The sequence below is a fragment of the Thiothrix sp. UBA5583 genome (assembly GCA_002425225.1).
Taxonomy (GTDB): domain Bacteria; phylum Pseudomonadota; class Gammaproteobacteria; order Thiotrichales; family Thiotrichaceae; genus Thiothrix; species Thiothrix moscowensis.
In genome coordinates, this window is record DILV01000031.1 from 23,349 (window position 1) to 43,158 (window position 19,810).

Annotated in this window: 17 protein-coding genes; 8 read left to right on the forward strand and 9 right to left on the reverse strand. The window is 52.0% G+C overall.

Annotation, left to right across the window (positions count from 1 at the left end):
* Positions 1–81 precede the first annotated feature (81 nt).
* Positions 82–3,513: a DEAD/DEAH box helicase gene (locus B2U47_RS12820; RefSeq protein ID WP_296674222.1), complete on the forward strand. Its 3,432-nt coding sequence runs from the start codon at positions 82–84 to the stop codon at positions 3,511–3,513.
* 12 nt (positions 3,514–3,525) lie between these two features.
* Here B2U47_RS12820 and B2U47_RS12825 read toward each other — a convergent pair whose 3' ends face one another.
* From B2U47_RS12825 to B2U47_RS12850, 6 genes are all read right to left on the reverse strand, one after another.
* Entirely contained in the window at positions 3,526–4,002 is a 477-nt protein-coding gene (locus B2U47_RS12825; RefSeq protein WP_296674223.1) for a hypothetical protein, read from the reverse strand.
* Entirely contained in the window at positions 3,990–4,628 is a 639-nt protein-coding gene (locus tag B2U47_RS12830; protein ID WP_296674225.1) for a hypothetical protein, read from the reverse strand. The genes B2U47_RS12825 and B2U47_RS12830 overlap by 13 nt, the downstream gene beginning before the upstream one ends.
* The gene (locus B2U47_RS12835) at positions 4,625–5,323 is read right to left on the reverse strand and encodes a MotA/TolQ/ExbB proton channel family protein (RefSeq protein ID WP_296674226.1); all 699 of its coding nucleotides are present in this window, start codon (positions 5,321–5,323) and stop codon (positions 4,625–4,627) included. The genes B2U47_RS12830 and B2U47_RS12835 overlap by 4 nt, the downstream gene beginning before the upstream one ends.
* Complete coding sequence (locus B2U47_RS12840) at positions 5,320–7,083, reverse strand: thioredoxin domain-containing protein (RefSeq protein WP_296674228.1); 1,764 nt, start codon at positions 7,081–7,083, stop codon at positions 5,320–5,322. The genes B2U47_RS12835 and B2U47_RS12840 overlap by 4 nt, the downstream gene beginning before the upstream one ends.
* Positions 7,084–7,297: 214 nt before the next feature.
* Positions 7,298–7,744, reverse strand: a complete 447-nt coding sequence (locus B2U47_RS12845; protein ID WP_296674229.1) for a type II toxin-antitoxin system VapC family toxin — start codon at positions 7,742–7,744, stop codon at positions 7,298–7,300.
* On the reverse strand, positions 7,741–8,019 hold the full coding sequence (locus B2U47_RS12850) for a type II toxin-antitoxin system Phd/YefM family antitoxin (protein WP_296674231.1): 279 nt from the start codon (positions 8,017–8,019) through the stop codon (positions 7,741–7,743). The genes B2U47_RS12845 and B2U47_RS12850 overlap by 4 nt, the downstream gene beginning before the upstream one ends.
* Positions 8,020–8,727: 708 nt before the next feature.
* Between B2U47_RS12850 and B2U47_RS12855 the strand changes: the two genes are divergently transcribed.
* Together B2U47_RS12855 and B2U47_RS12860 are read left to right on the forward strand one after the other, a co-directional pair.
* Positions 8,728–8,961, forward strand: a complete 234-nt coding sequence (locus tag B2U47_RS12855; protein ID WP_296674232.1) for a hypothetical protein — start codon at positions 8,728–8,730, stop codon at positions 8,959–8,961.
* Between the two features lie 5 nt (positions 8,962–8,966).
* Positions 8,967–9,188, forward strand: coding sequence for a hypothetical protein (locus B2U47_RS12860; RefSeq protein WP_296674234.1), 222 nt, complete (start codon positions 8,967–8,969; stop codon positions 9,186–9,188).
* 183 nt (positions 9,189–9,371) lie between these two features.
* On the opposite strand, the gene B2U47_RS12865 is transcribed toward B2U47_RS12860, so the two are convergent.
* Positions 9,372–10,574 carry a DNA methyltransferase gene (locus tag B2U47_RS12865; protein ID WP_296674235.1) on the reverse strand — a complete coding sequence of 401 codons (1,203 nt, stop codon included), beginning with the start codon at positions 10,572–10,574 and terminating at the stop codon, positions 9,372–9,374.
* 144 nt (positions 10,575–10,718) lie between these two features.
* Here B2U47_RS12865 and B2U47_RS12870 point away from each other — a divergent pair, with 144 nt between their 5' ends.
* From B2U47_RS12870 to B2U47_RS12880, 3 genes are all read left to right on the forward strand, one after another.
* Positions 10,719–11,561, forward strand: coding sequence for an Rpn family recombination-promoting nuclease/putative transposase (locus B2U47_RS12870; RefSeq protein ID WP_296674238.1), 843 nt, complete (start codon positions 10,719–10,721; stop codon positions 11,559–11,561).
* Positions 11,562–11,713: 152 nt separating this feature from the next.
* Entirely contained in the window at positions 11,714–12,415 is a 702-nt protein-coding gene (locus B2U47_RS12875) for a hypothetical protein (protein WP_296674240.1), read from the forward strand.
* On the forward strand, positions 12,415–13,020 hold the full coding sequence (locus B2U47_RS12880; RefSeq protein WP_296674242.1) for a hypothetical protein: 606 nt from the start codon (positions 12,415–12,417) through the stop codon (positions 13,018–13,020). The genes B2U47_RS12875 and B2U47_RS12880 overlap by 1 nt, the downstream gene beginning before the upstream one ends.
* Positions 13,021–13,094: 74 nt before the next feature.
* Here the strand turns inward: B2U47_RS12880 and mfd are convergent, their stop codons facing one another.
* Complete coding sequence (gene mfd / locus B2U47_RS12885; RefSeq protein ID WP_296674243.1) at positions 13,095–16,637, reverse strand: transcription-repair coupling factor; 3,543 nt, start codon at positions 16,635–16,637, stop codon at positions 13,095–13,097.
* 33 nt (positions 16,638–16,670) lie between these two features.
* Entirely contained in the window at positions 16,671–18,029 is a 1,359-nt protein-coding gene (locus B2U47_RS12890) for an SEL1-like repeat protein (RefSeq protein WP_296674245.1), read from the reverse strand.
* A 171-nt stretch (positions 18,030–18,200) separates the two neighbouring features.
* Here B2U47_RS12890 and minC point away from each other — a divergent pair, with 171 nt between their 5' ends.
* A complete protein-coding gene (minC, locus tag B2U47_RS12895; protein ID WP_296674249.1) occupies positions 18,201–18,908 on the forward strand; it encodes a septum site-determining protein MinC in 708 nt (235 codons plus the stop codon).
* Positions 18,909–19,001: 93 nt separating this feature from the next.
* The gene (gene minD / locus B2U47_RS12900) at positions 19,002–19,808 is read left to right on the forward strand and encodes a septum site-determining protein MinD (protein WP_296674252.1); all 807 of its coding nucleotides are present in this window, start codon (positions 19,002–19,004) and stop codon (positions 19,806–19,808) included.
* The last annotated feature ends 2 nt before the right edge of the window (positions 19,809–19,810 follow it).

Sequence of the window (19,810 nt, forward strand, 5' to 3'; positions counted from 1 at the left end):
GTACAGCAGCATCAATTACTGTTGCGCAATGCCTGCCCGAATGGGAACATATCCGATTGCCCGGAATTTCCGTCGGAACTGATGCAACTCAAAACCAAATACCTGAACCTGCTGGCAGACAACGGCATTAACCCCGCAGTCTTGTACAACGTATGCAACACGGCTACGATCGAACGCGGTATAGACTATTGGGAAGACGGCAAGGTCAGCAGCTTCCACGCCGAAAAAAGTGCTGACGGTAATGTGTCGATCCAGGCCAAAGTACAAGGCAGCAATAGCCATATCTACCTGACCAAGGTTAATTTTAATGCGCATTCACCCCGCTGGGTTACAGGTGTTTGCACTTGCCCCGTCACCAGCAATTGTAAACATGCGATTGCTACCCTGTTTGAATATCTGGAATACGCCAAACGCCAACAAGTGCGGGAAAGCAAACTGAAAGTACCGGCCTTTACCGCCGCCACCCTGCCCACCGCCCGCGTGGCGCGGGTTTCCCCGATTGACTTGTGGTTGCAGGGGCTGGCTCAAACCGAAAAACCCCGCCTGTTAACCGATAACAACAGTGCCCTTGCAGACCTTGAGGAGCGCCAACCCCAACTGCTGTACCTGCTCAGCCAAGGCCACCATTACAACCCGGATGTCATCTCCCTGGGCTTGTACAAATCCAGCCTATTGAAAAAAGGCGGTTTTGGCAAACCTTCCCCGGTGGTGCTGGAATCGTTGCTGAATCCCTATCGCACCCGCAGTTACGCTTACGAGCCGCACGACCTGATGATCGCGCAGTTGCTGGCTGTTCCCACCATGCGTTTTACTCATTACAACCACCAGGATGCACTGACCGGTGAAGGTGGTGAACAGGTACTGGAAGAAATCCTCAAAACGGAACGCACCTTCTGGGCAACGCCCGACAACTGGCAGCGTGATGCCCACCCCTTGCTGGCAGGCGAACCGCGCACCTTCCAGTTTGGCTGGCAACAGGATGGCAACGGTCAGTACAGCGTCCACCTGCGACCAGACTTACCGGTGAATGTGCATTTCTGGCTGAATGGCAAACTTTGGTATGTGGATCTGCAACGTTATACCTGCGGCTTGTTGCAGCACTCTGATCTGACCGCTACACAGGTGGAAAAATTCCTCAGCGCCCCCCCCATTCCACCCGAACAGGCTGATACTGTCAGCGAGCGCCTGCTGGAACTGCTACCAGATGCAGACATCCCAACCCCCTCTGCCAGAATCCAGCAGTATATCGAAGATTTGCACCTCCCGTTGCAACCTGACCTGCTGCTGCAATCACTGCCCATTCCTGACCATACATCGCGTATGCCGGTTGCCAGCCTGCGTTTCAACTATGGCGGGCATATCCTGCAACCGGACACCCTGAGCGCTCGTAGTCTGGCAAAAGCTGATGGCAAGCGTTACCGTATCCACCGCAAGACCACCGCTGAACAGGACGCCTACGCCACCCTGCTGGATTATGGTTTCAGTAACGAAGGCAATGCCCAGCACGGCTTGCACCGGCTAGAACTGCGGATGAACTCGCCTTCCGCCATGCTCAATGCGGTGCGCTGGCACGATTTTCTTGAACATGGCGTGACTGAATTGCGCGAAGCAGGCTGGCACATCAGCAGCGCAGGCAATTTCGACCTGCAATTCGAGACAGTCGACGACCTGGAAGCAGACTGGCAGGAAAGCAGTAGTGGCATTGACTGGTTTGAAGTCAGCCTGGGTTTTGAACTTGCCGGACAACGCATCAACCTGCTGCCTATCCTTATCGACATGCTGGCACAGATGGAAAGCCCGCAAGCCTTGCAAGCGCTGTTGTTGCGACAGGAATACGTATTGGTGCCGCTGGCAAACAACCGCTGGGTCAAACTTGATGCCAGCCGCCTGCATACCATCATGGAAACGCTGGTGGAACTGTATGACCAGCAACCGCTCAACGCCAACGGCAACCTTGAATTCAGCCGCTACCAAAGTGCCGGGTTGGGCGCATTGCTAAATGCTCCTGGCCTGAAATGGAAAGGTGCGGGTGAAATCATTGCCCTGACCAAAAAACTGAGTGATTTCAGCGGTATCCAGGATGTTCCGCTGCCGGTTGGCTTGAATGCAAGCCTGCGCCCCTACCAGCAAACCGGCTTGAACTGGCTGCAATTCCTGCGTGAATACCGTTTTAACGGTGTATTGGCAGATGACATGGGGCTGGGCAAAACCTTGCAGGCACTGACACACTTGCTGATAGAAAAACAGGCCGGACGCTTGCAACAACCTGCGCTGGTGATCGCCCCGACCAGCCTGATGGGCAACTGGCGGCGTGAAGCCCAGCGGTTTGCCCCTGAGCTGCGGGTACTGCTGGTGCATGGACATGATCGGCAAAAGCATTTCGACGCTTTCGCCGAACACGACCTGATCCTCACCACGTATCCGCTAATCCTGCGTGATGAAGACCAATACCTGCGTTACACATTTCACTACCTGATTCTGGATGAAGCCCAGGCGATCAAGAATGCCGCTTCCCGCACTACCCAGATCATTTATTCACTCAAAGCCAACAACCGTTTGTGCCTGACCGGCACACCGATGGAAAACCACCTCGGTGAATTGTGGTCGATGTTCCATTTCCTGATGCCGGGTTTCCTCGGCACGCACGAACGTTTTGCCCGCCTGTTCCGCACCCCGATTGAAAAACAGGGCGATGGCGGTAAGCAACAACAACTGCGGCAACGCATACAACCCTTCATGCTGCGCCGTACCAAGGAAGTGGTTGCCAGTGAGTTGCCACCCAAAACCGAAATCGTGCGTAGCGTGGCACTGGAAGGCAAACAACGCGACCTGTATGAAATCGTGCGGCTGGCGATGGATGCCAAAGTACAGGAAGAAATCAGCAAAAAAGGCTTCGCCCGCAGCCATATCATGATCCTCGATGCCCTGCTGAAACTGCGTCAGGTTTGCTGCGACCCGCGTCTGGTCAAGCTCGACAAGGCTCGCAACGTACAGGAATCTGCCAAGCTCGAACTGCTCATGACCCTGTTGCCGGAAATGGTGGAGGAAGGCCGCAAGGTGCTGTTGTTCTCGCAATTCACCTCCATGCTGGCACTGATTGAAGAAGAGCTGCAAACCGCAGGCATTGTTTACAGCAAACTGACCGGGCAAACCAAAAACCGTGATGAAGTCATCGCCCATTTTCAGGAAGGTAACGCGCAAGTGTTCCTGATCAGCCTCAAAGCAGGTGGAACCGGACTTAACCTGACGGCTGCCGATGCCGTGATTCATTATGACCCTTGGTGGAATCCGGCAGTGGAACAACAGGCAACCGACCGCGCCTACCGCATCGGGCAGGACAAGCCGGTATTTGTCTACAAACTGATTACCGAAGACACGGTTGAAGAAAAAATTCTCAAATTGCAGGAAAAGAAACAGGCACTGGCAGACAGTTTGTATTCTGAACAGGCAGAACAGGATGGGCCACGTTTCAGTACCGACGATTTGATGGATTTGCTCAAACCGCTAGAGTGAGCTTACAACTCATTAATATTTAGGTGGCAATGTCGACTTCGGTTTATCCCGAAATTCCAGCATTTGCCCGCTCCCCACTGGTACGCCTGAGCCACCTGCCTCGCCATCGCTGAGCAAACCCACTTGGGTACGCCCCTGCGCCACGCGCTCTTTGGTATCAAACAATGCCTGATGCAATTTCCGACTGTAGGGCAAAGCATACACCCGTGGCTCGCCATCATCGGTTTCACGCACCCACATACGAATCGCGCCATCCTTGGCTTGGCTTGGCTCGAACACATCCGCTGCAATCAGCTCGAACTTTTCCGGCAAGGGCTGCGGCGCAGGCCACCCTTTGGTATCTTGCAAACCTTGCCAATGCAGCCAGTAAAACAGCGGCAAACACACCGTGAGCAGCAACTTACTGCGCCAACCGGGTTTATCCAGCCACAGCCACACCACAAACACCAGCGGAATCACGTAGGCAAACATGAGGGTTAACGATTCCATACATCCACCGGAATGTGATCTAAGCCATAAGGGGTTAATTTCAGCGGTAACTTGTTGAAACCTGATACCGTGCCATCCTCCGCAATGCTGAAACGTACCGCAGTGACCTCCGCATCCTGCGCCTTCAGCTCCACGGTTTCGGCGAATACGGTTTGAAAACGCGGGTTGATCTGGTCAACTTTCACCTGCACGTTTAACGGTGGCGACGAAGCAGCTTGGTAATAATACAGATTGACAATGTATTCCCCCGCGTAACGTTTGCGAATCGTGACGATTTCCTGATTGATGGAATGCACCACTTCGCGCCCATCCACGTTTATCGTGTCATTGATTTTGCCGCGATCATCCCGATCCAGATGCAAAAAACCGGCTTCGGCTTTGAGGTAAGACACCGTGTCCCCCGATGGCGCATGTACCCACAAATCCACGTCATCCGCCACATCGGGCTGCCAAGTGGCTGAAATCACGTATTCCGCCTGCATATCGACCTTGGCCTTATCCGCTTCAGGGTTAATGAATACCAGACTCACCAAAAACAAAAAGCTAAATCCTAACAAGGTGTTAAACAGCAAGTCGATAAACGGGTCAGTTGGCACTTGTCTGCCCGTGCGGCGGTATAAACTCATGCAGGCAATTCCGCTGCGCTCATCGCGATAATCCGGCTAATCAACCGATCCGCACAACGATCCAACCAATGGCATTGAATACTGACCAGCATCGCACTGCCTAAACCTGCCAGCGTGGTATACAGTGCCACCTGCATTCCACCGCCCATGCTGGTAAGCAATTGTTTGAGTACGTTAATGCCTTCCGCCTGCAACTCATACACCGAACCCAACATCAGCACAAAACCGATCACCGTGCCCACCAACCCTAAGCGCAACATTAAATCGGATAAAAACCACCCCGAACTGTGCCCGCTATGCACCCGCTCAATCAAGCGTGCCTGCAAGCTATCGGTGGGGGCACTTTTTCCCTGTATTTGCATTTGCCGTAACACCAGCATCAAATGTTCCTGCGCCCAACTTGCCGGATGTGTTTCCAACCAACGTCCACCTTCCCACTGTTGCGGTGTCAGTGTCAGTAAACCGGCACTCAGGCTGTCAGCCGCAGCAGCTTGGCGCGACAACTGCCAAGAGCAACGCCCCAAATACACACTCACCAACACCAGCAGCCACACAATGATAGCGGACAAATACGTTTGATCTTTCACCCATAATTCCGTCCACAAACCGTATTGCCACAGCAAAAACCCGCCAAACAGCATCAACCCAAACCACAGCAACCAGCCGTAAAATGGCATGTAAGAATCACGGCTCATGGTTTCTCCTTAGTAGCGTGTTGGACGAGTGCAGCAATGTGGGTAGCATGGAAAAACGCATTATCGCGCAAGGCATTCGGCAAAATTGCGCTGATTTCTTCGGCAATTTTGCGCAATACCGGGTCTTGATCGGCGACTTGCCAGACCGTGACCAACCATAACGCGGAAGGCGACGGCAATTGTGAATCAGCAATCACTGGCACGGCAATTTCCCCCAGTAGCGGATTCGCTTCACTTTGCACCCAGCCCTTGCCTTGGTAATACCGCTGGTAAGTGTCATGCAATAACTGACGTGCTGCCTCGGTAAACGCGCTTTGTTCGTTGGCTTTGCCCCACGCCGCCAACCCGTAAGCCAGATACACCCGATCCGCGAATTGCGCCTCTCCCGCTGCCGGTTCACCAATCAGGCGCGGCAGCGTGTCTTGTTTGGTGAGAGCCAGTAATTGTGCGGCAAGCTTTTCACCGGCTTGTTGCAGTTCGGGGTCAAGCCCCTGGGCAGCGGCGAAGGCATTCAAGGCTAACCCGTTCCAACCGAGCAAGGCTTTATCATCGCTGGTTAGGGGACGAGTCCGCCGTTCGCTCAGTAATTTTTCCCGCAAAGCTTTACCCGCAGCACCTTGCAGTGTCACGAAAGGCAATACCTTATCGGCTTCCTCACCCAACAGGTTATGTACGCTGTTTTGCCAATCCTTGCCGACGGTGGCACTGAGCTGTTCCGGTTTCCACAGGTAATAACCGCCCGCGGTGCCATCCCCACCCACGGCGGATAATCCGGCACGCAATAAGCCATCATCGCGCCGGAATGCGGTGAGGGTATGTAACAATGCCTCGCGTCCGGCTTGCAGGTATACCGGTTGTTTGAATTCCACGCCTGCCCGAATCAACAAGGGTGCTGCCAATACTTGGGTGTATAACATCTGTTCGTAATGCGGGTGCGTCCAGCGGCGGTCATCGGTGTAACGGAAAAATCCACCGCCCAAATGATCGCGCAAACCGCCACCAATCAATGCTGCCAAACTGGTTTGCAAAAAAGCATACAAGTCTTTGTCCGGCTTGAGTTGGTGCAGGGTAAACAGTGCGCTTAACTGCGGCAAGTTCGGGAATTTTTCCTGATCACCAAACCCGCCGTATTTTTCATCGCCCGCGCCACTGACGTGTTGCAGAAACGCTTGTAGCACGGCGAGCGGCGTGGTGGTGTCAGCCACCGTTATCGCCGCATCGCGTTGTTGTGCCAGCGTATTGGCTTTCGCTTGAGCTTTTTCCTGAATACTGGTTTTATTGGTCGCCCAGTCATTGAGGAAACGTTGCAGGGTTGCGTTAAACTCATCCGCCTTGGTGTAGTTAAAGCCACCTATGGGGAGCGCATCCGGTGTCAGCATCACCGTCAACGGCCAGCCCCCGAAACCGCGTTGTTGTTCCATAAAGGTTTGCAAATAGGCATCCACTTCTGGCTCTAACTCGCGATCCACAATGATTGGAATGAAACCGGCATTCACGGTTTCCCCCACTGCTTTGTCGCTGAAGGTGTCTTGTTTCATTTTGTGACACCAGTAACAACTCGAATAACCGCTGGAAATCAAGATGGGTTTGCCACTGGTTTTTGCCTGTTCAAAAGCGGTGGCACTGAAGGTATTCCAGTGAATGCTGTCATCGGAGTGGGTGCGAAAATACGGGGAGGGGTGGTCGCGTAATACGGAGTTGTGTACCGCATGGCTCAGTAGCGGTAATAAGCACAGACACAATAACGTCAATAAACGCATGGGCTTCCTCAAATGAGCAGATGACCCATAATAGATGCTTAAACCGTTAAGCATCAAGCAAGTACAGGAATCGTGTGCTTACCTGTCGTGATAAATATGCGAAGAAGTACCGCAAGTGCTACGGTAGCCGCCGCACAGGCAGCTCCAACCGGGTGGGCAAGGATTAGCAGGATGGGGGAGGCGACGCCTCTTCAATTCTGTCCATCTTTGAATCCTATAAATCCTGGTTCAAGACAGTCATACCCAAGACTTTGGCAGCTTCATTCAAATGCTTGTCAAAGCAGGCAAACACCAACGGCTGCGGCATGATTTGCAGGCTAATCGCCTCTGCCGCCGCGAGATGAATGCTGTCGTAACCCCGCAAACCAAACTGATCCGCCAGATTGCCCGCCCGTTTGACCAGCATTTCCGTGGGTAAAATCACATTCAGTGTTTGCCAATCATTGTCGATGATGGGCAACAGTTGGGCTTTTTGGGCGGCTTCTAGCCGTTGCATACGTTGCGCTTTTGCCAAGGCTGCGCGTAATTCGGCGTAGGCAATCAGGTGGGTGCAAGTCTGTTCCGCTTGTTCAACTGCTGCATGGACTGCTTCTGAACCGTCTTCTTCCACATACAATTTCAGCCACGCGGATGTGTCGAGATAGAGCAGGGGGATACTCATGCACGGTCTTCCAGCAGCAAATCACTCAACGACACACCTTCGGTTAAGCGAATACGCTGCGCAGCAGGCAATCCCAGTTTTTTGCCAGCTTGTCCGCGTCGTACCCACGCTAATTTATCCAGCGGTTGTGAAGCGCGAAGTTGCAAGTTGGGTGCTAAGCGCGTCAAGCGTGCTACCGGATTACCGTGGGTGGTGACGATGATTTCTTCACCTGCCTGGGCGTATTTCAGGTATTCGGAAAAGCGGTTTTTGAGTTCGCGGACAGCAACGTGCATAACGGTTATCCCATTTGTGGCTATATTTTAAAATAGTAGCTACAAGTGAGGGTGTTTACAAGTGCGGAGAATCGCTGTAGTTCAGACGGATTTTGGGTAGTTCTCATCAGCCAGTACTAAACTTGCGGTGTTGGTACTAACGGGATCTAGTCCATACAAGAGCGGCAAGTCATTCGACGATTACGGGAGCAAGCTGCGGTTTGTGGCGAATTTGCTGCCTCCTGTTTGCTAAGGATACGGATTTCAAGCAGACGTATTTGAGTGTGGTCAGGTAGAGCAACTTGAGGTTGAATTTTACCGGAGAAGCTGGGTGTTCTTTGTGTTTGCAGTGCGTTAATCTGTGAACGGCTTACTTGATTGATAGGAGATGCCACTATGTCGATAGCTGAGTTACTGCCCTCTGTGGTATCACTGCCCCACGCGGATAAATTTCGCTTGGTACAGTTGTTGCTGGAGCAATTGGCGAAAGAAGAGGGGGTTATTTTGCAAGATCCCACCACTACCGCCTCCCCCGTTCCCGTGGGTAGGGTGTATCGCAGTGGGCATTCTGACGTATCTGCCAAAGCCCGTTCATTACTTTTTGAAAGCCGTGCTGAGGCATTATTGAAAAGGCGCAAAGCATGTTGATTGCCGATACGGGGGCGGTCTATGCCTTCACCGTTTGGATGCGATTGCTTTGCAAAGTTGGACAGGTACGAGTGATGCCACATGCTGTTTGAAATTGTGGGTGAAATTCGCGATGCTGAAACCTTTGCATCAGGTTCGGGGATTCGGGAGTTACCACGTTTGCGCAAGCTGCATGGGGAAGGCCATTGGCGCAAACGCAAGGGATTTGCTGAAATCCGTTTGCCGGATGGTTCACTGCATCAGGCGGAAATCCATTGGTACGAAGCCAATGGCATTGGTAAGAAAGAGTTCAAAATCAAATATTTTATCGGGTAAGCGTTATGTCTGGACATACATTTGCAATTTGTATCAAGAACGAAGATTACGAGGTTTCACTGGAACTGCGTAAGTTGTACGAAGTGCTGCCTGACCCTCAAGGTGAAACGCTGGGTATGGTGAGGGTGGTAGATGAGTCGGGGGAAGATTACCTGTATCCGCAGGCGTTTTTCGTGCGGCTCAATTTGCCTGCAATGGTGGAGGAACAAGTGTTGCTGGCGGCGTGACAAAGTTTTCCTTCCTTTCAGGGGGTGGCTTCCTATGTGATCAATCGAGTCTGACCCCTTTGATTAGGTTATGGGAGCAAGCTACGGTTTGTGGCGAATTTGCTGCCTCCGGTGTTTGCCAAGGATACGGATTTCAAGCCGCCACATTTGAGTGTGGTCAGGTAGAGCAACTTCAGCTTTATTTCACAGGGTATAACGCGGTTTCCTGATGTTGCGCACATACGCTGCTGGGTCTGCCATTTCTTCACGGTCTGCCCACATGCCGAAGCCGGGTGTATCTGCCCAAGAATGCTTTTTGCGTTTTCTTGCTACTGCTTTTTCAGGCTGGCGTGGCATGAAACGTTCCAGCCCAAGCTGGAAATAGGTGGGGTCAATTTCCCCGCCAAAGGCTTTGCGTCCGGCGCGTTTCGCTGCCAATGAAGCGGAAAACAATCCCCCGAACGGTTCCCACACTACGTCGCCTGCATCGCTGCTGGCTTCAATGATCATGCCCAGAAAATCCAGCGGTTTTTGGTTCAGGTGGGCAGCTTTGCCGCTGATTTCGGGGACGCGGATGCGTTCTGCGCCTTTGAGTGGGTTGCGATCCCAGACGTTGGTGAATCCCATCGGGCAGTGGAATTTGGCGCGTTGGGCTGCCCAGTCTTCCGCCGTCATGGGGTGGATGCCGTTGCGGGAGAAATAGGGGCGACCTGCCAGGTTGCCATGCTGGTTGGCGTAGGTTGCCATTTTTGCGAAGGTTTCCGGTGGCGGCGGATACCAGAGGTGACCTTGGTCGAGGTATTTGCGGGTGGCTACGTCCTTGACTTCGCAGGCTTCGTTGGCTTTACGCATGGGTAGCCCGGTGCGTTTCCATTCGCGGTGTAGCCATTGTTGCAGTGTCAGGTTGTCGATGCGTGCTTCAAATACATACTGGACGCACATTTCGGTGACGACGGGGAAACGGCGGATTTTGGCGGTGTTGACGTTGCCCGCGATGTGGGCTTTGCCTTTGTTCCAGACATTAGCGTTGACGTAACGCCAGCCGTAGCGTTCCAGAACCGGGTGGACAGTCGCCCAGCCGATTTCAGAGTTCCAGAACCAGAGGGTGGTTTGCGCGGTGGCGTGTTGGCTCCATGCCTGAATGTGCGGTTCGTACCAGTCGGCAATACCCAGATGGTCGGAGGTGTCGCCTTCAAAACCGAGGATGCCATACGCGCCGTCCGAAACGATCACGGTTGGGTTGTCCCATTGCGGGTAATGGTTCAGGCTGTTGCCGAGGTGGAGGCTGACGCGCCCATCCGTCCAGTGCGTGTGGGTGGGCTTGCTGTCCAGTGTCACAGCTTTACCGCGCCCGACCGTGCCGGGGGATGGAGTGTTCTTTGTCTTGAGTGCTACCGATGCGGACATAAACCAACGCCAAAAATCTTGTTGGGGGTAGGATAGCATAGGGCGGGTGTTGATGGTGGATAGCGGTAACTTGTCGCATCGCTGCCAGTTGGGTTTATGCTAGAATCACAGTCCTACAGCCCATAACATCAGCAGGTTGGCACTATGCAGGATAAGTACATCAACCCTTTTACCGACTTCGGTTTCAAGAAACTGTTTGGGGAAGAGCCGCACAAGGAACTGCTGATCAGCTTCCTGAATACGCTGCTGCCAGAAAAACACCGGGTTCAGGATTTACAGTACACCCGCAATGAACATCAGGGGTATACTGCGCTTGACCGTAAAGCCATTTTTGATCTGAATTGCATCAGCCCGACGGGTGAACGTTTCATTGTTGAGTTGCAGAAAGCCAAGCAGAATTTTTTCAAGGATCGCAGCCTGTATTACGCCACGTTTCCGATTCAGGAGCAGGCACAGCGCGGCGATTGGGATTATAAGCTGGCGGCGGTTTATACCATCGGCATCCTTGATTTTGTGTTTGAGGAAGATCGGGAAATCCACGACAAGGAAGTGATTCATACCATCCAGCTTAAAAACCAGAATGGGCAGGTGTTTTATGAAAAGCTGACGTTTATCTATCTGACGCTGCCCCATTTTAATAAGTCGCTGGATGAACTGCATACGACGCAAGACAAATGGCTGTATATATTCAGGCACTTGCACGAAATGCAGGAAATACCGCCTGTTTTGCACGAAGCAATATTCCTCAAGTTATTTGAAGCGGCACAAATTGCCTGCTTTAATCCTGCCGAACGTCAAGCCTACGAAGATAGCTTGAAGTACTACCGTGATTTGAAGAATGTGACGGATACGGCACGGGATGAAGGCGAGCAAAAGAAGGCGGTGGAAATTGCCTACAATTTACTGGATGTGCTGGATGATGAAACGATTGCAGTAAAGACGGGGTTGTCACTCAAGGATGTTCATGGGTTACGGCTGAAAAGTTGATTTGTCATCAATTTGTGTTGCCGGAACGTATGTTTAAATAAAAAGTCGATGATTTAGTGAGTCTTGATTTTTAAACTTTCTTCATTCTTTACTATAGATCAATAGGTTGTGCTTTGCTATAATTTCATCCGCTTTCGTGAATGGGGATTTATATGCTACACGCAATTGAGAGAAATAAATATGGTAGAAGCCTTAGAAAAGGACAGGTTCACTGGAGAGAACTATTCAAAACATCTGAGGATTCCCTAACATCTTCTGTTTTTGGATTATTAATTTATTTGCCTGCTAATTTGTCTTGGAGTATTTTAAGAGATTCTTGTTCTGAGTCCAGTCTGTTGCCTAAAAAATCAGGTGATATTATAAGTTATGAATTTTGGCCTCATTGGGATGGGCAAGGTACAGAGCAAAATTATGTAGAACCTGATGTTTTTATTAGATTTGAAAATTTCGATCTAATAGTGGAAGCAAAAAGAAATGATGAAAATCAACAAGATCCTTCTCAATGGTTGAGAGAGTATAAAGCATATTTAAATGAATATGATGATGAAAAAAGAAGTGTATATCTTTTAGCTATTGGTGGGGTTTTAGAAGAAGGTGTTTATTTGGAAGTCGATAAGCTGATAGTGTTTAACGTTAAATGGAGTTCTCTTCTTAAAAGAATAAAGAAATTAGAAGATGATATTTTTTTAGCTAGCACTATGCTGGAAAGTGTATCTTTAGTGTCAATGATTTTAAAAGACTTAATCAAGTATTTTGGGTTGCATGGATATGCCACGGGAGAATGGTTAAGTGAGATTAATTATCAGAAATCGAACTTTGAGAAATCTATCATTAAACTTATTGGAGAGTATTAATGTCGCATTCTTTAACTGATCTTGAATTGAATAATGTTTTGTTAGATGTGAGAAATGCTTATAGACTTTTATTTTTGTACCAAAAACGAGTATTGGATTTGATGAAGTTTATCGGCAACCACTATTCCTTGTCTTATAAAGGTGGGTGGTCTAAATATAGTAATTCTAGTCCTAAAAATGGCAAGGGCAGTCTCGACAACTGGGCTTGGGATTGGCTCAATATGTATTGTTATGAGTTTTACTTTGGAAATAATAAAATTAATGAAGATCAAGTTCGGTTTTCTATTATACTTCAATCTGATACTGGTAGATGGTTGTCAGATTGTGATAAAAGGGATGTCAATAAGTTCTCTACAGCAGAAGCATCTAAGTCAAAATTATTTTTTCTGGTGGGTAAAAACAATAAATGGGAAGTCGATTCAACTATAAAAGAAATGTCATCAAATAATGATTGCTATGAAATTATAGACGATGAAGATAGAAAAAATATCTTTGTCGCGAAGGCTTATGACTTGGCGCGATTTGGCAATGAGTTGGAAACGAGGAAAATACTTGACGATTTTTTAGCTTTTTGCAAAAAGCATACCATTAATTTTACTTTGTAATAAAGGAGGTGGAGTCTGTTAATTAAGCTTTTTGTTCAGTATAAAAGAGTTAAAGAGACAGACTCCAGTTTTTTCTATCCCCCAATCTCCCCCATCACCTTAACCACCCACTCCTCCCGCTCTTCCACCGTCGGCAATTCCACCTCAAACCGTAACTTATCCTGCCCATCCAGCTTGAATACCCACGGGCGTTTCTGGATCAGCGTAATCACCTTCATCGGGTCAATATTCGGTTTGTCATCAAAGATCATCCGCCCACCCTTGATGTGCATATCCAGCTTGCGGATACCGAGTTCCTGCGCCAGCAGCTTGACCCGCGTGACGCTGAACAGGGTCTTGGTCGGTTCCGCCAGCAGCCCGAAGCGGTCGATCATTTCCACCCGCAACTCGTCCAGTGCTGTCTGCGATGCCGCGCTGGCAATGCGTTTGTAGAGGATTAGCCGCGCATGGACATCCGGCAAATAATCGTCAGGGATCAGCGCCGGAGCGCCCAGTTCCACCGTGGTGCGGCTGCTGGTGGCTTTGGGGTCAGGCACTTTGCCGGACTTGAGGGCTTTCACCGCCCGTTCCAGCAGGTCGTTGTAGAGGTTGAAACCGATTTCCTGAATCTGCCCGCTTTGCCCCTCGCCGAGCAATTCGCCCGCGCCGCGAATCTCTAGGTCGTGGGTCGCCAGCGTGAAACCGACCCCCAGTTCTTCCAGCGATTCAATCGCTTCCAGCCGCTTGACCGCATCCGGCGTGAGCGCGGATTTGGGCGGCGCAATCAAATAGGCGTAAGCGCGGTGGTGCGAACGCCCGACCCGCCCGCGCAACTGGTGCAACTGCGCCAGCCCCAGCTTGTCGGCACGGTTGATCAGGATGGTGTTGGCGGTTGGCACGTCAATGCCGCTTTCAATGATGGTGGTGGCAACCAAAATCTGGAAACGCTGGTGGTAAAAGTCGCTCATGATGCTTTCCAGCTCGTGCGCCCGCATTTGCCCATGGGCATGGCGCACCGTCACGCCGGGCAGCATTGCGCCCAGTTCCTGCTCCACCTTGTCGATGGTTTTGACCTCGTTGTGCAGGACGTATACCTGCCCACCGCGTGACAATTCCCGCGCACACGCCTCCTGAATGATGGTCTTGTTCCATTCGCACACAAAGGTCTTGATGGCGTGGCGTTGGGTCGGCGGGGTGGCAATGATCGACAGGTCACGCAAGCCCGACAGCGACATATTCAGGGTGCGCGGGATCGGCGTGGCGGTCATGGTCAGCATATCGACATTGGCACGCAGCTTTTTCATCTGCTCCTTGTCACGCACGCCGAAGCGGTGTTCCTCGTCGATGATCACCAGCCCCAGTTGCTTGAAATGCACATCGTCCTGCAACAGCTTGTGCGTGCCGATCACAATGTCGATCTTGCCACTGGCGAGTGCCTCCAGTGCCTTGCTGGTTTCCTTGCCGGTCTTGAAGCGTGACAGCGATTCGATATTGAACGGCCAGTCGGCAAAACGGTCACGGAAATTGTTCAAATGCTGCTGCGCCAGCAGGGTAGTCGGCGCAATCATCGCCACCTGCTTGCCCGCATTCGCCGCCACGAACGCCGCCCGCATCGCTACTTCGGTCTTGCCGAAACCCACGTCGCCGCACACCACCCGATCCATCGGCTGCGCGGCACGCATGTCCTTGATGACGTTTTCAATCGCCAGTGCCTGATCCGGCGTTTCCTCAAACGGGAACGCGCCTGCAAACAGGCGGTAATCGTTGTCGTCAAACGGGAAGCTGTGCCCCTGTTGGGCAGCGCGGCGGGCGTGGATGTCGAGCAATTCCGCCGCCACATCGCGGGCTTTTTCCGCCGCTTTGCTACGGGCTTTTTCCCATTGTCCTGTACCGAGGCGATGCAACGGCGCATTGTCGGGGTCTGCCCCAGTGTAACGGCTGACCAGATGTAGCGCTGCTACGGGGACATACAGCTTTTCCTCATTGGCGTAACTGATCACCAGATATTCGGCAGTCACCCCACCCGCAGTAACGGTTTGCAAGCCCAGATAACGCCCAACCCCGTGTTCTTCGTGGACGACAGGCGCGCCTTCGTTGAGGTCGGTGAGGTTGCGAATAATCGCATCGGCATCGCGGGTGGCTTTGCGGCGACGGCGTTGCTGCTGGATTTGCACCCCATGCAGCAGGTTTTCAGGGATGACCGCAATCCGCGCATCCGGCAGCCAGAAACCGTTTTCCAGCGGCGCGACCGTGACCGCCATTTCCGCTTGGCTACCGAGGAAATCCTGCCAGGTTTCCAGTGTTTTGACCGCAATGCCGTTGTCTTTCAGCAGGGTGAGGAAGGCTTCGCGCCGTCCGGCAGATTCAGCGGTGAACAGCACCCGCCCTTGCAGCTCTTTCAGGAAGTTGAACAGCAGGAACAGGGGCTGTTCGTGGCGGGCATGGATTAGGAGCGAGGGCAGGGCGGCAATGGGGTAGTTGAAGAACCCCTCACCCCCCAGCCCCCTCTCCCTCAAGGGGAGAGGGGGAGCAAGAGATGCATTTTCTTCTTCAGCCCCTCTCCCCTTGAGGGAGAGGGGTTGGGGTGAGGGGTAAGAAGCGTCAGCTTCTTTAAACCGCTGCACCTCAACCCTCGGATAATCCCCGACCCAACTCGCCAGCATCGCCGCCGTCAGGAACAACTTCTCCGGCGCAAGCAACGGCCTTTCAATATCATGCCGCCGCTGTTCATACCGATACTCCACCGTTTCCCAGAACGTGTTGACCGCAGCATCCACGCCTTCTGCGAGTACCAGCAAGGTCTTCTTCGGCAAATAATCAAACAGCGTGGCGGTATGCTCAAAGAACAGCGGCAAGTAATACTCAATCCCCGCTGGCGGTTTGCCCTGACTCACCCCTTCGTAAATGCGGCTGCGGCTCAGATCGCCTTCGACTTGCACCCGATAGTTTTGGCGGAAGGTGCGGATTCCGGCTTCGTCGAGCGGAAATTCCCGCGCTGGCAGCAGTTCGATACTGTCCACCACAGCATCGGTGCGTTGCGTTTCCGGGTTGAAGGTACGAATTGAATCCACTTCTTCATCAAACAAATCAATTCGGTAGGGCGTATGGCTGCCCATCGGGAACAAATCCAGCAGCGAGCCACGGGTGGCGTATTCGCCGTGTGCCATCACCTGACTGACGTTGCGGTAACCTGCTTCTTCGAGTTGCTTGCGCAATTTGTCGATATTGAGTGGTGAACCCTTGCGCACTATAAAGGTGTAGCCATGCACGTAACTGGTGGGGGCAACCCGATGCAGCAGCGTGGTGGCAGGTACGACCAGGATGCCGCGCTTGAGGTTTTGCAGCGTCGCCAGCGTTTTCAGGCGTTCAGAAATGATGTCTTCGTGTGGGGAAAACACGTCGTAGGGCAGCGTTTCCCAGTCGGGGAAAATGTGGCGCGGGATTTCCGGGGCGAAAAAGTGCAGCGCCGCATCCATTTGATACGCGGTATGCACATCCGGTACAACCAGCAGGGTCAAGCCATCAAAGCCTTGGGCGGACTGGGCAATGAGCCAGTCGAGGGATGAGCCATACAATTGCCCCCAGCGGATGTGGCCATTGGGGGGGGCGGGGAATTGGGGCTTGAGCAATGCAGACATCGTATCGGGCTGGTTTTCTTAAAGCCCGGCATTCTACTGGATGCTAGCAGACTTGTCCTGTTGCTGCGGAATATGCGGGGTGGTAGACAAGCGCCGGTCGAGTTCCTGCCGTTCACTGGCGGTCAGTTGTTTCAGCACAAATTCAAGATTGGCTGCCGCGTGTTCGTGATGTTGCGCTGTTGCCCGCGATAACCAGTAAGCGGCTTCGGGTAAATCTTTAGCAGTGCCTATGCCATGCGCCAGATAAGTACCCATGTTGAACTGGGCTACCGGGTTATTGTTTTCGGCAGCCTTGCGGAACCAGTTGACGGCTTCAGCGAGATCGGTAGTCACACCCTGACCTTCGGCAAACATACTGGCAAGACCCATTTGTGCTTCCGCGTAGCCCTGATCAGCAGACTGGCGATACCAGTACAATGCCATTGCATCATCTTTGGGCAGGTCAACGCCTTGATCGTACATAAAACCAATGGTGTGTTGGGCAGCCGGATTTTTGCCTTCAGCGGCTTTGCGGATCCACTCCATCGCCTGTTTGGCATCCTGAGGCATTCCTTCACCCAGCAGGTATTTGATGCCAAGATTATATTGTGCGCCGGGTTCTCCCTGACGGGCGGCTTCCTTGTACCAGTGAAGCGCCTGGTCAGCACTGCGCTCCACCCCATGCCCTTCTTCGTACATCAGGGCAAGGTTAAAGGCAGCAGCAGGATCGTGCTGTTCAGCAGCCTTACGGAACCAAAAAGCTGCTTGCGAATGGTTCTGCGGTTGATGGATGCCTTTCAGGTAACGCACGCCGAGGTCAAACTGGGCATCCTTGTGTCCGTTCTGGGCAGCTTGGGTGAACCAATAGGTGGCTTCAGTCTGGTCAGCCTTACGGTTTTTATCTGCGTCATACAGCAAGGCAAGATTGTATTGTGCGGCAACGTCCTGCTGGCGGGCGGCCTGTTCAAACCAGTGGATGGCCTTGTCAATGTTTTCGGGTTCGCGCAGGAACAGCACACCAAGGTTGTACTGCGAGTCAACATGCCCCTGTTTTGCCGCCTGTTCGTAAAGGTCGACCGCTTTGCTGATGTCCTGCTTTACATGCACACCGTTTTCGTAGAAATTGGCAAGCTCGAACAGGGCAGGTGTGTAACCTTGCGCGGCAGAGCGTTCAAGCCACTCGATGCCTTCCTGGGGTTTTGCTTGTCCCCCGTTCTTGTTGGTGAGCAAGTCGCTGGCAATGGCAAACTGTTTGGCGGCTTCCTGATGATTTTGCGAGGTTTCAACAGCCGCCGCGAGTTGCAGGGAAGGTGTGCTAGTATCAGTCAAGCCTGCATGAGCTAATGCTGGCTGGATGGCTAGTAGTGTGACAAGCGCCAGCGAGAGCTGGAAAGTTGAATCGCCCCTGTTCATGGTATAAGCCCCAAAAAAATTCATGTTCAATTATTCTTCTTTTGCCCCGTGCAACTGAATTATAAATTAACAGGGTGAAAGATAGAATCTTGTTTTTAAGAATAAGACTTTTCTATTTGTCCGTTTGTCGGATAAATTTATAGCAATAGTTAATGGTTTGTGTTAGCAGGAGTGTTTAATTTGTCAGCAGATTCAGTGGAGATCAAGGGCGAAATGACCATGCTCAGCGTCCTGCAACTGGCATCCCCGGATATGGTGCAGGTCAGGCAAGGCTTGCGGAGCAAGCGTGACAGCCTGCCGACCCTGTTTGCAGGTAGCCCATTGGTGGTTGACTGTCAGGCGCTGGGTGAAGAGTGTCAAAAACTGGACATGCAGCAACTGCGAACTGTGATTACTGACCTAGGGTTTATACCAGTAGGTATTCGTCATCTGCCTGATGTCTGTATTGAACAAGCCACACAGGCTGGCTGGGCTATCCTGCGCGGTGGGCGTGTGCCTCCTGCGGCGCGTATTGAAAAGCCAGCTACCAGAGGTGCAAATGCTTCCGGCAAGAGTATCGAGGTTATTGATCGTCCAGTACGTTCCGGTCAGCAGATTTATTTTCCTGATGGCGATATTGTCGTGCTACAACATACTAGCGCCGGGTCGGAAATTCTGGCGGGTGGTTCCGTGCATGTGTACGGTTCCCTGCGCGGGCGAGTTCTGGCGGGTATTCAAGGGGATACCAGCGCCCGCATTTTCTGCCAGAAACTGGAAGCCGAGTTGGTGGCAATTGCCGGGAATTACCGTTTGCTGGACGATATCAGCACGGATTTGAAGGGCAGACCCGCGATGGTATGGCTGGAAGGGGAAAAGTTGAAAATCGCGCCGATGTTCTGATTTTCTACTAAAAAAGCGTTGTTTCTGGTAGTATCCTGTACTGGATTCTGTATCAATCCACGCCCTCTGATGTAAATAATAAAGGAGCCTCTTTTGAGCAGGATAGTTGTAGTGACTTCGGGTAAAGGTGGCGTTGGCAAAACGACTACCAGTGCCGCATTCGCCACCGGGCTGGCTCTGCGTGGTTACAAGACCGCCGTTATCGACTTTGATGTGGGTTTGCGCAATCTTGACCTTATCATGGGATGCGAGCGGCGCGTCGTCTATGATTTCGTGAATGTTATCAACGGTGAGGCAAGCCTGAAACAGGCGTTGATCCGTGACAAGCGTACCGAAAATCTGCATGTTCTGCCTGCTTCCCAAACCCGTGACAAGGATGCCCTGACCAAGGAAGGCGTAGGTAAAGTCATCAATGACCTGCGTGAAGACCATTTTGATTTCGTGGTGTGTGATTCTCCGGCTGGTATTGAGCGGGGAGCACACATGGCCATGTATTTTGCCGATGATGCGATTGTTGTCACCAACCCGGAAGTGTCCTCAGTACGTGATTCCGACCGTATTCTCGGTTTGTTGCAAAGCAAGACCCAGAAGGCGGAGCAGGGTGATTCCGTGCGGGAGCACCTGCTGATTACCCGCTACTCCCCCAGCAGGGTAGAGGCTGGTGAAATGCTGGGTATGGAAGACATCCTGGAAATTCTGGCTGTACCCTTGATTGGCGTGATTCCCGAGTCGCAAAGTGTTTTGCAGGCATCCAATAGTGGTTCACCAGTCATTCTGGACAAGGCCAGTGATGCCGGACAAGCGTATGATGATTTTGTGCGCCGATTCCTAGGTGAAACCGTCCCACACCGTTTTCTGGACGTGGAAAAGAAAGGCTTTTTCAAACGTTTGTTCGGGTGAGT

Coding starts and splice junctions, on each gene's coding strand:
- B2U47_RS12880 (WP_296674242.1), top strand. CDS start 12,415: ATGTCGCATTCTTTAACTGATCTTGAATTGAATAATGTTTTGTTAGAT.
- B2U47_RS12850 (WP_296674231.1), bottom strand. CDS start 8,019: ATGCACGTTGCTGTCCGCGAACTCAAAAACCGCTTTTCCGAATACCTG.
- B2U47_RS12840 (WP_296674228.1), bottom strand. CDS start 7,083: ATGCGTTTATTGACGTTATTGTGTCTGTGCTTATTACCGCTACTGAGC.
- B2U47_RS12820 (WP_296674222.1), top strand. CDS start 82: ATGCAACTCAAAACCAAATACCTGAACCTGCTGGCAGACAACGGCATT.
- B2U47_RS12825 (WP_296674223.1), bottom strand. CDS start 4,002: ATGGAATCGTTAACCCTCATGTTTGCCTACGTGATTCCGCTGGTGTTT.
- B2U47_RS12845 (WP_296674229.1), bottom strand. CDS start 7,744: ATGAGTATCCCCCTGCTCTATCTCGACACATCCGCGTGGCTGAAATTG.
- B2U47_RS12865 (WP_296674235.1), bottom strand. CDS start 10,574: ATGTCCGCATCGGTAGCACTCAAGACAAAGAACACTCCATCCCCCGGC.
- B2U47_RS12860 (WP_296674234.1), top strand. CDS start 8,967: ATGTCTGGACATACATTTGCAATTTGTATCAAGAACGAAGATTACGAG.
- B2U47_RS12835 (WP_296674226.1), bottom strand. CDS start 5,323: ATGAGCCGTGATTCTTACATGCCATTTTACGGCTGGTTGCTGTGGTTT.
- mfd (WP_296674243.1), bottom strand. CDS start 16,637: ATGTCTGCATTGCTCAAGCCCCAATTCCCCGCCCCCCCCAATGGCCAC.
- B2U47_RS12875 (WP_296674240.1), top strand. CDS start 11,714: ATGCTACACGCAATTGAGAGAAATAAATATGGTAGAAGCCTTAGAAAA.
- B2U47_RS12890 (WP_296674245.1), bottom strand. CDS start 18,029: ATGAACAGGGGCGATTCAACTTTCCAGCTCTCGCTGGCGCTTGTCACA.
- B2U47_RS12870 (WP_296674238.1), top strand. CDS start 10,719: ATGCAGGATAAGTACATCAACCCTTTTACCGACTTCGGTTTCAAGAAA.
- B2U47_RS12855 (WP_296674232.1), top strand. CDS start 8,728: ATGCTGTTTGAAATTGTGGGTGAAATTCGCGATGCTGAAACCTTTGCA.
- B2U47_RS12830 (WP_296674225.1), bottom strand. CDS start 4,628: ATGAGTTTATACCGCCGCACGGGCAGACAAGTGCCAACTGACCCGTTT.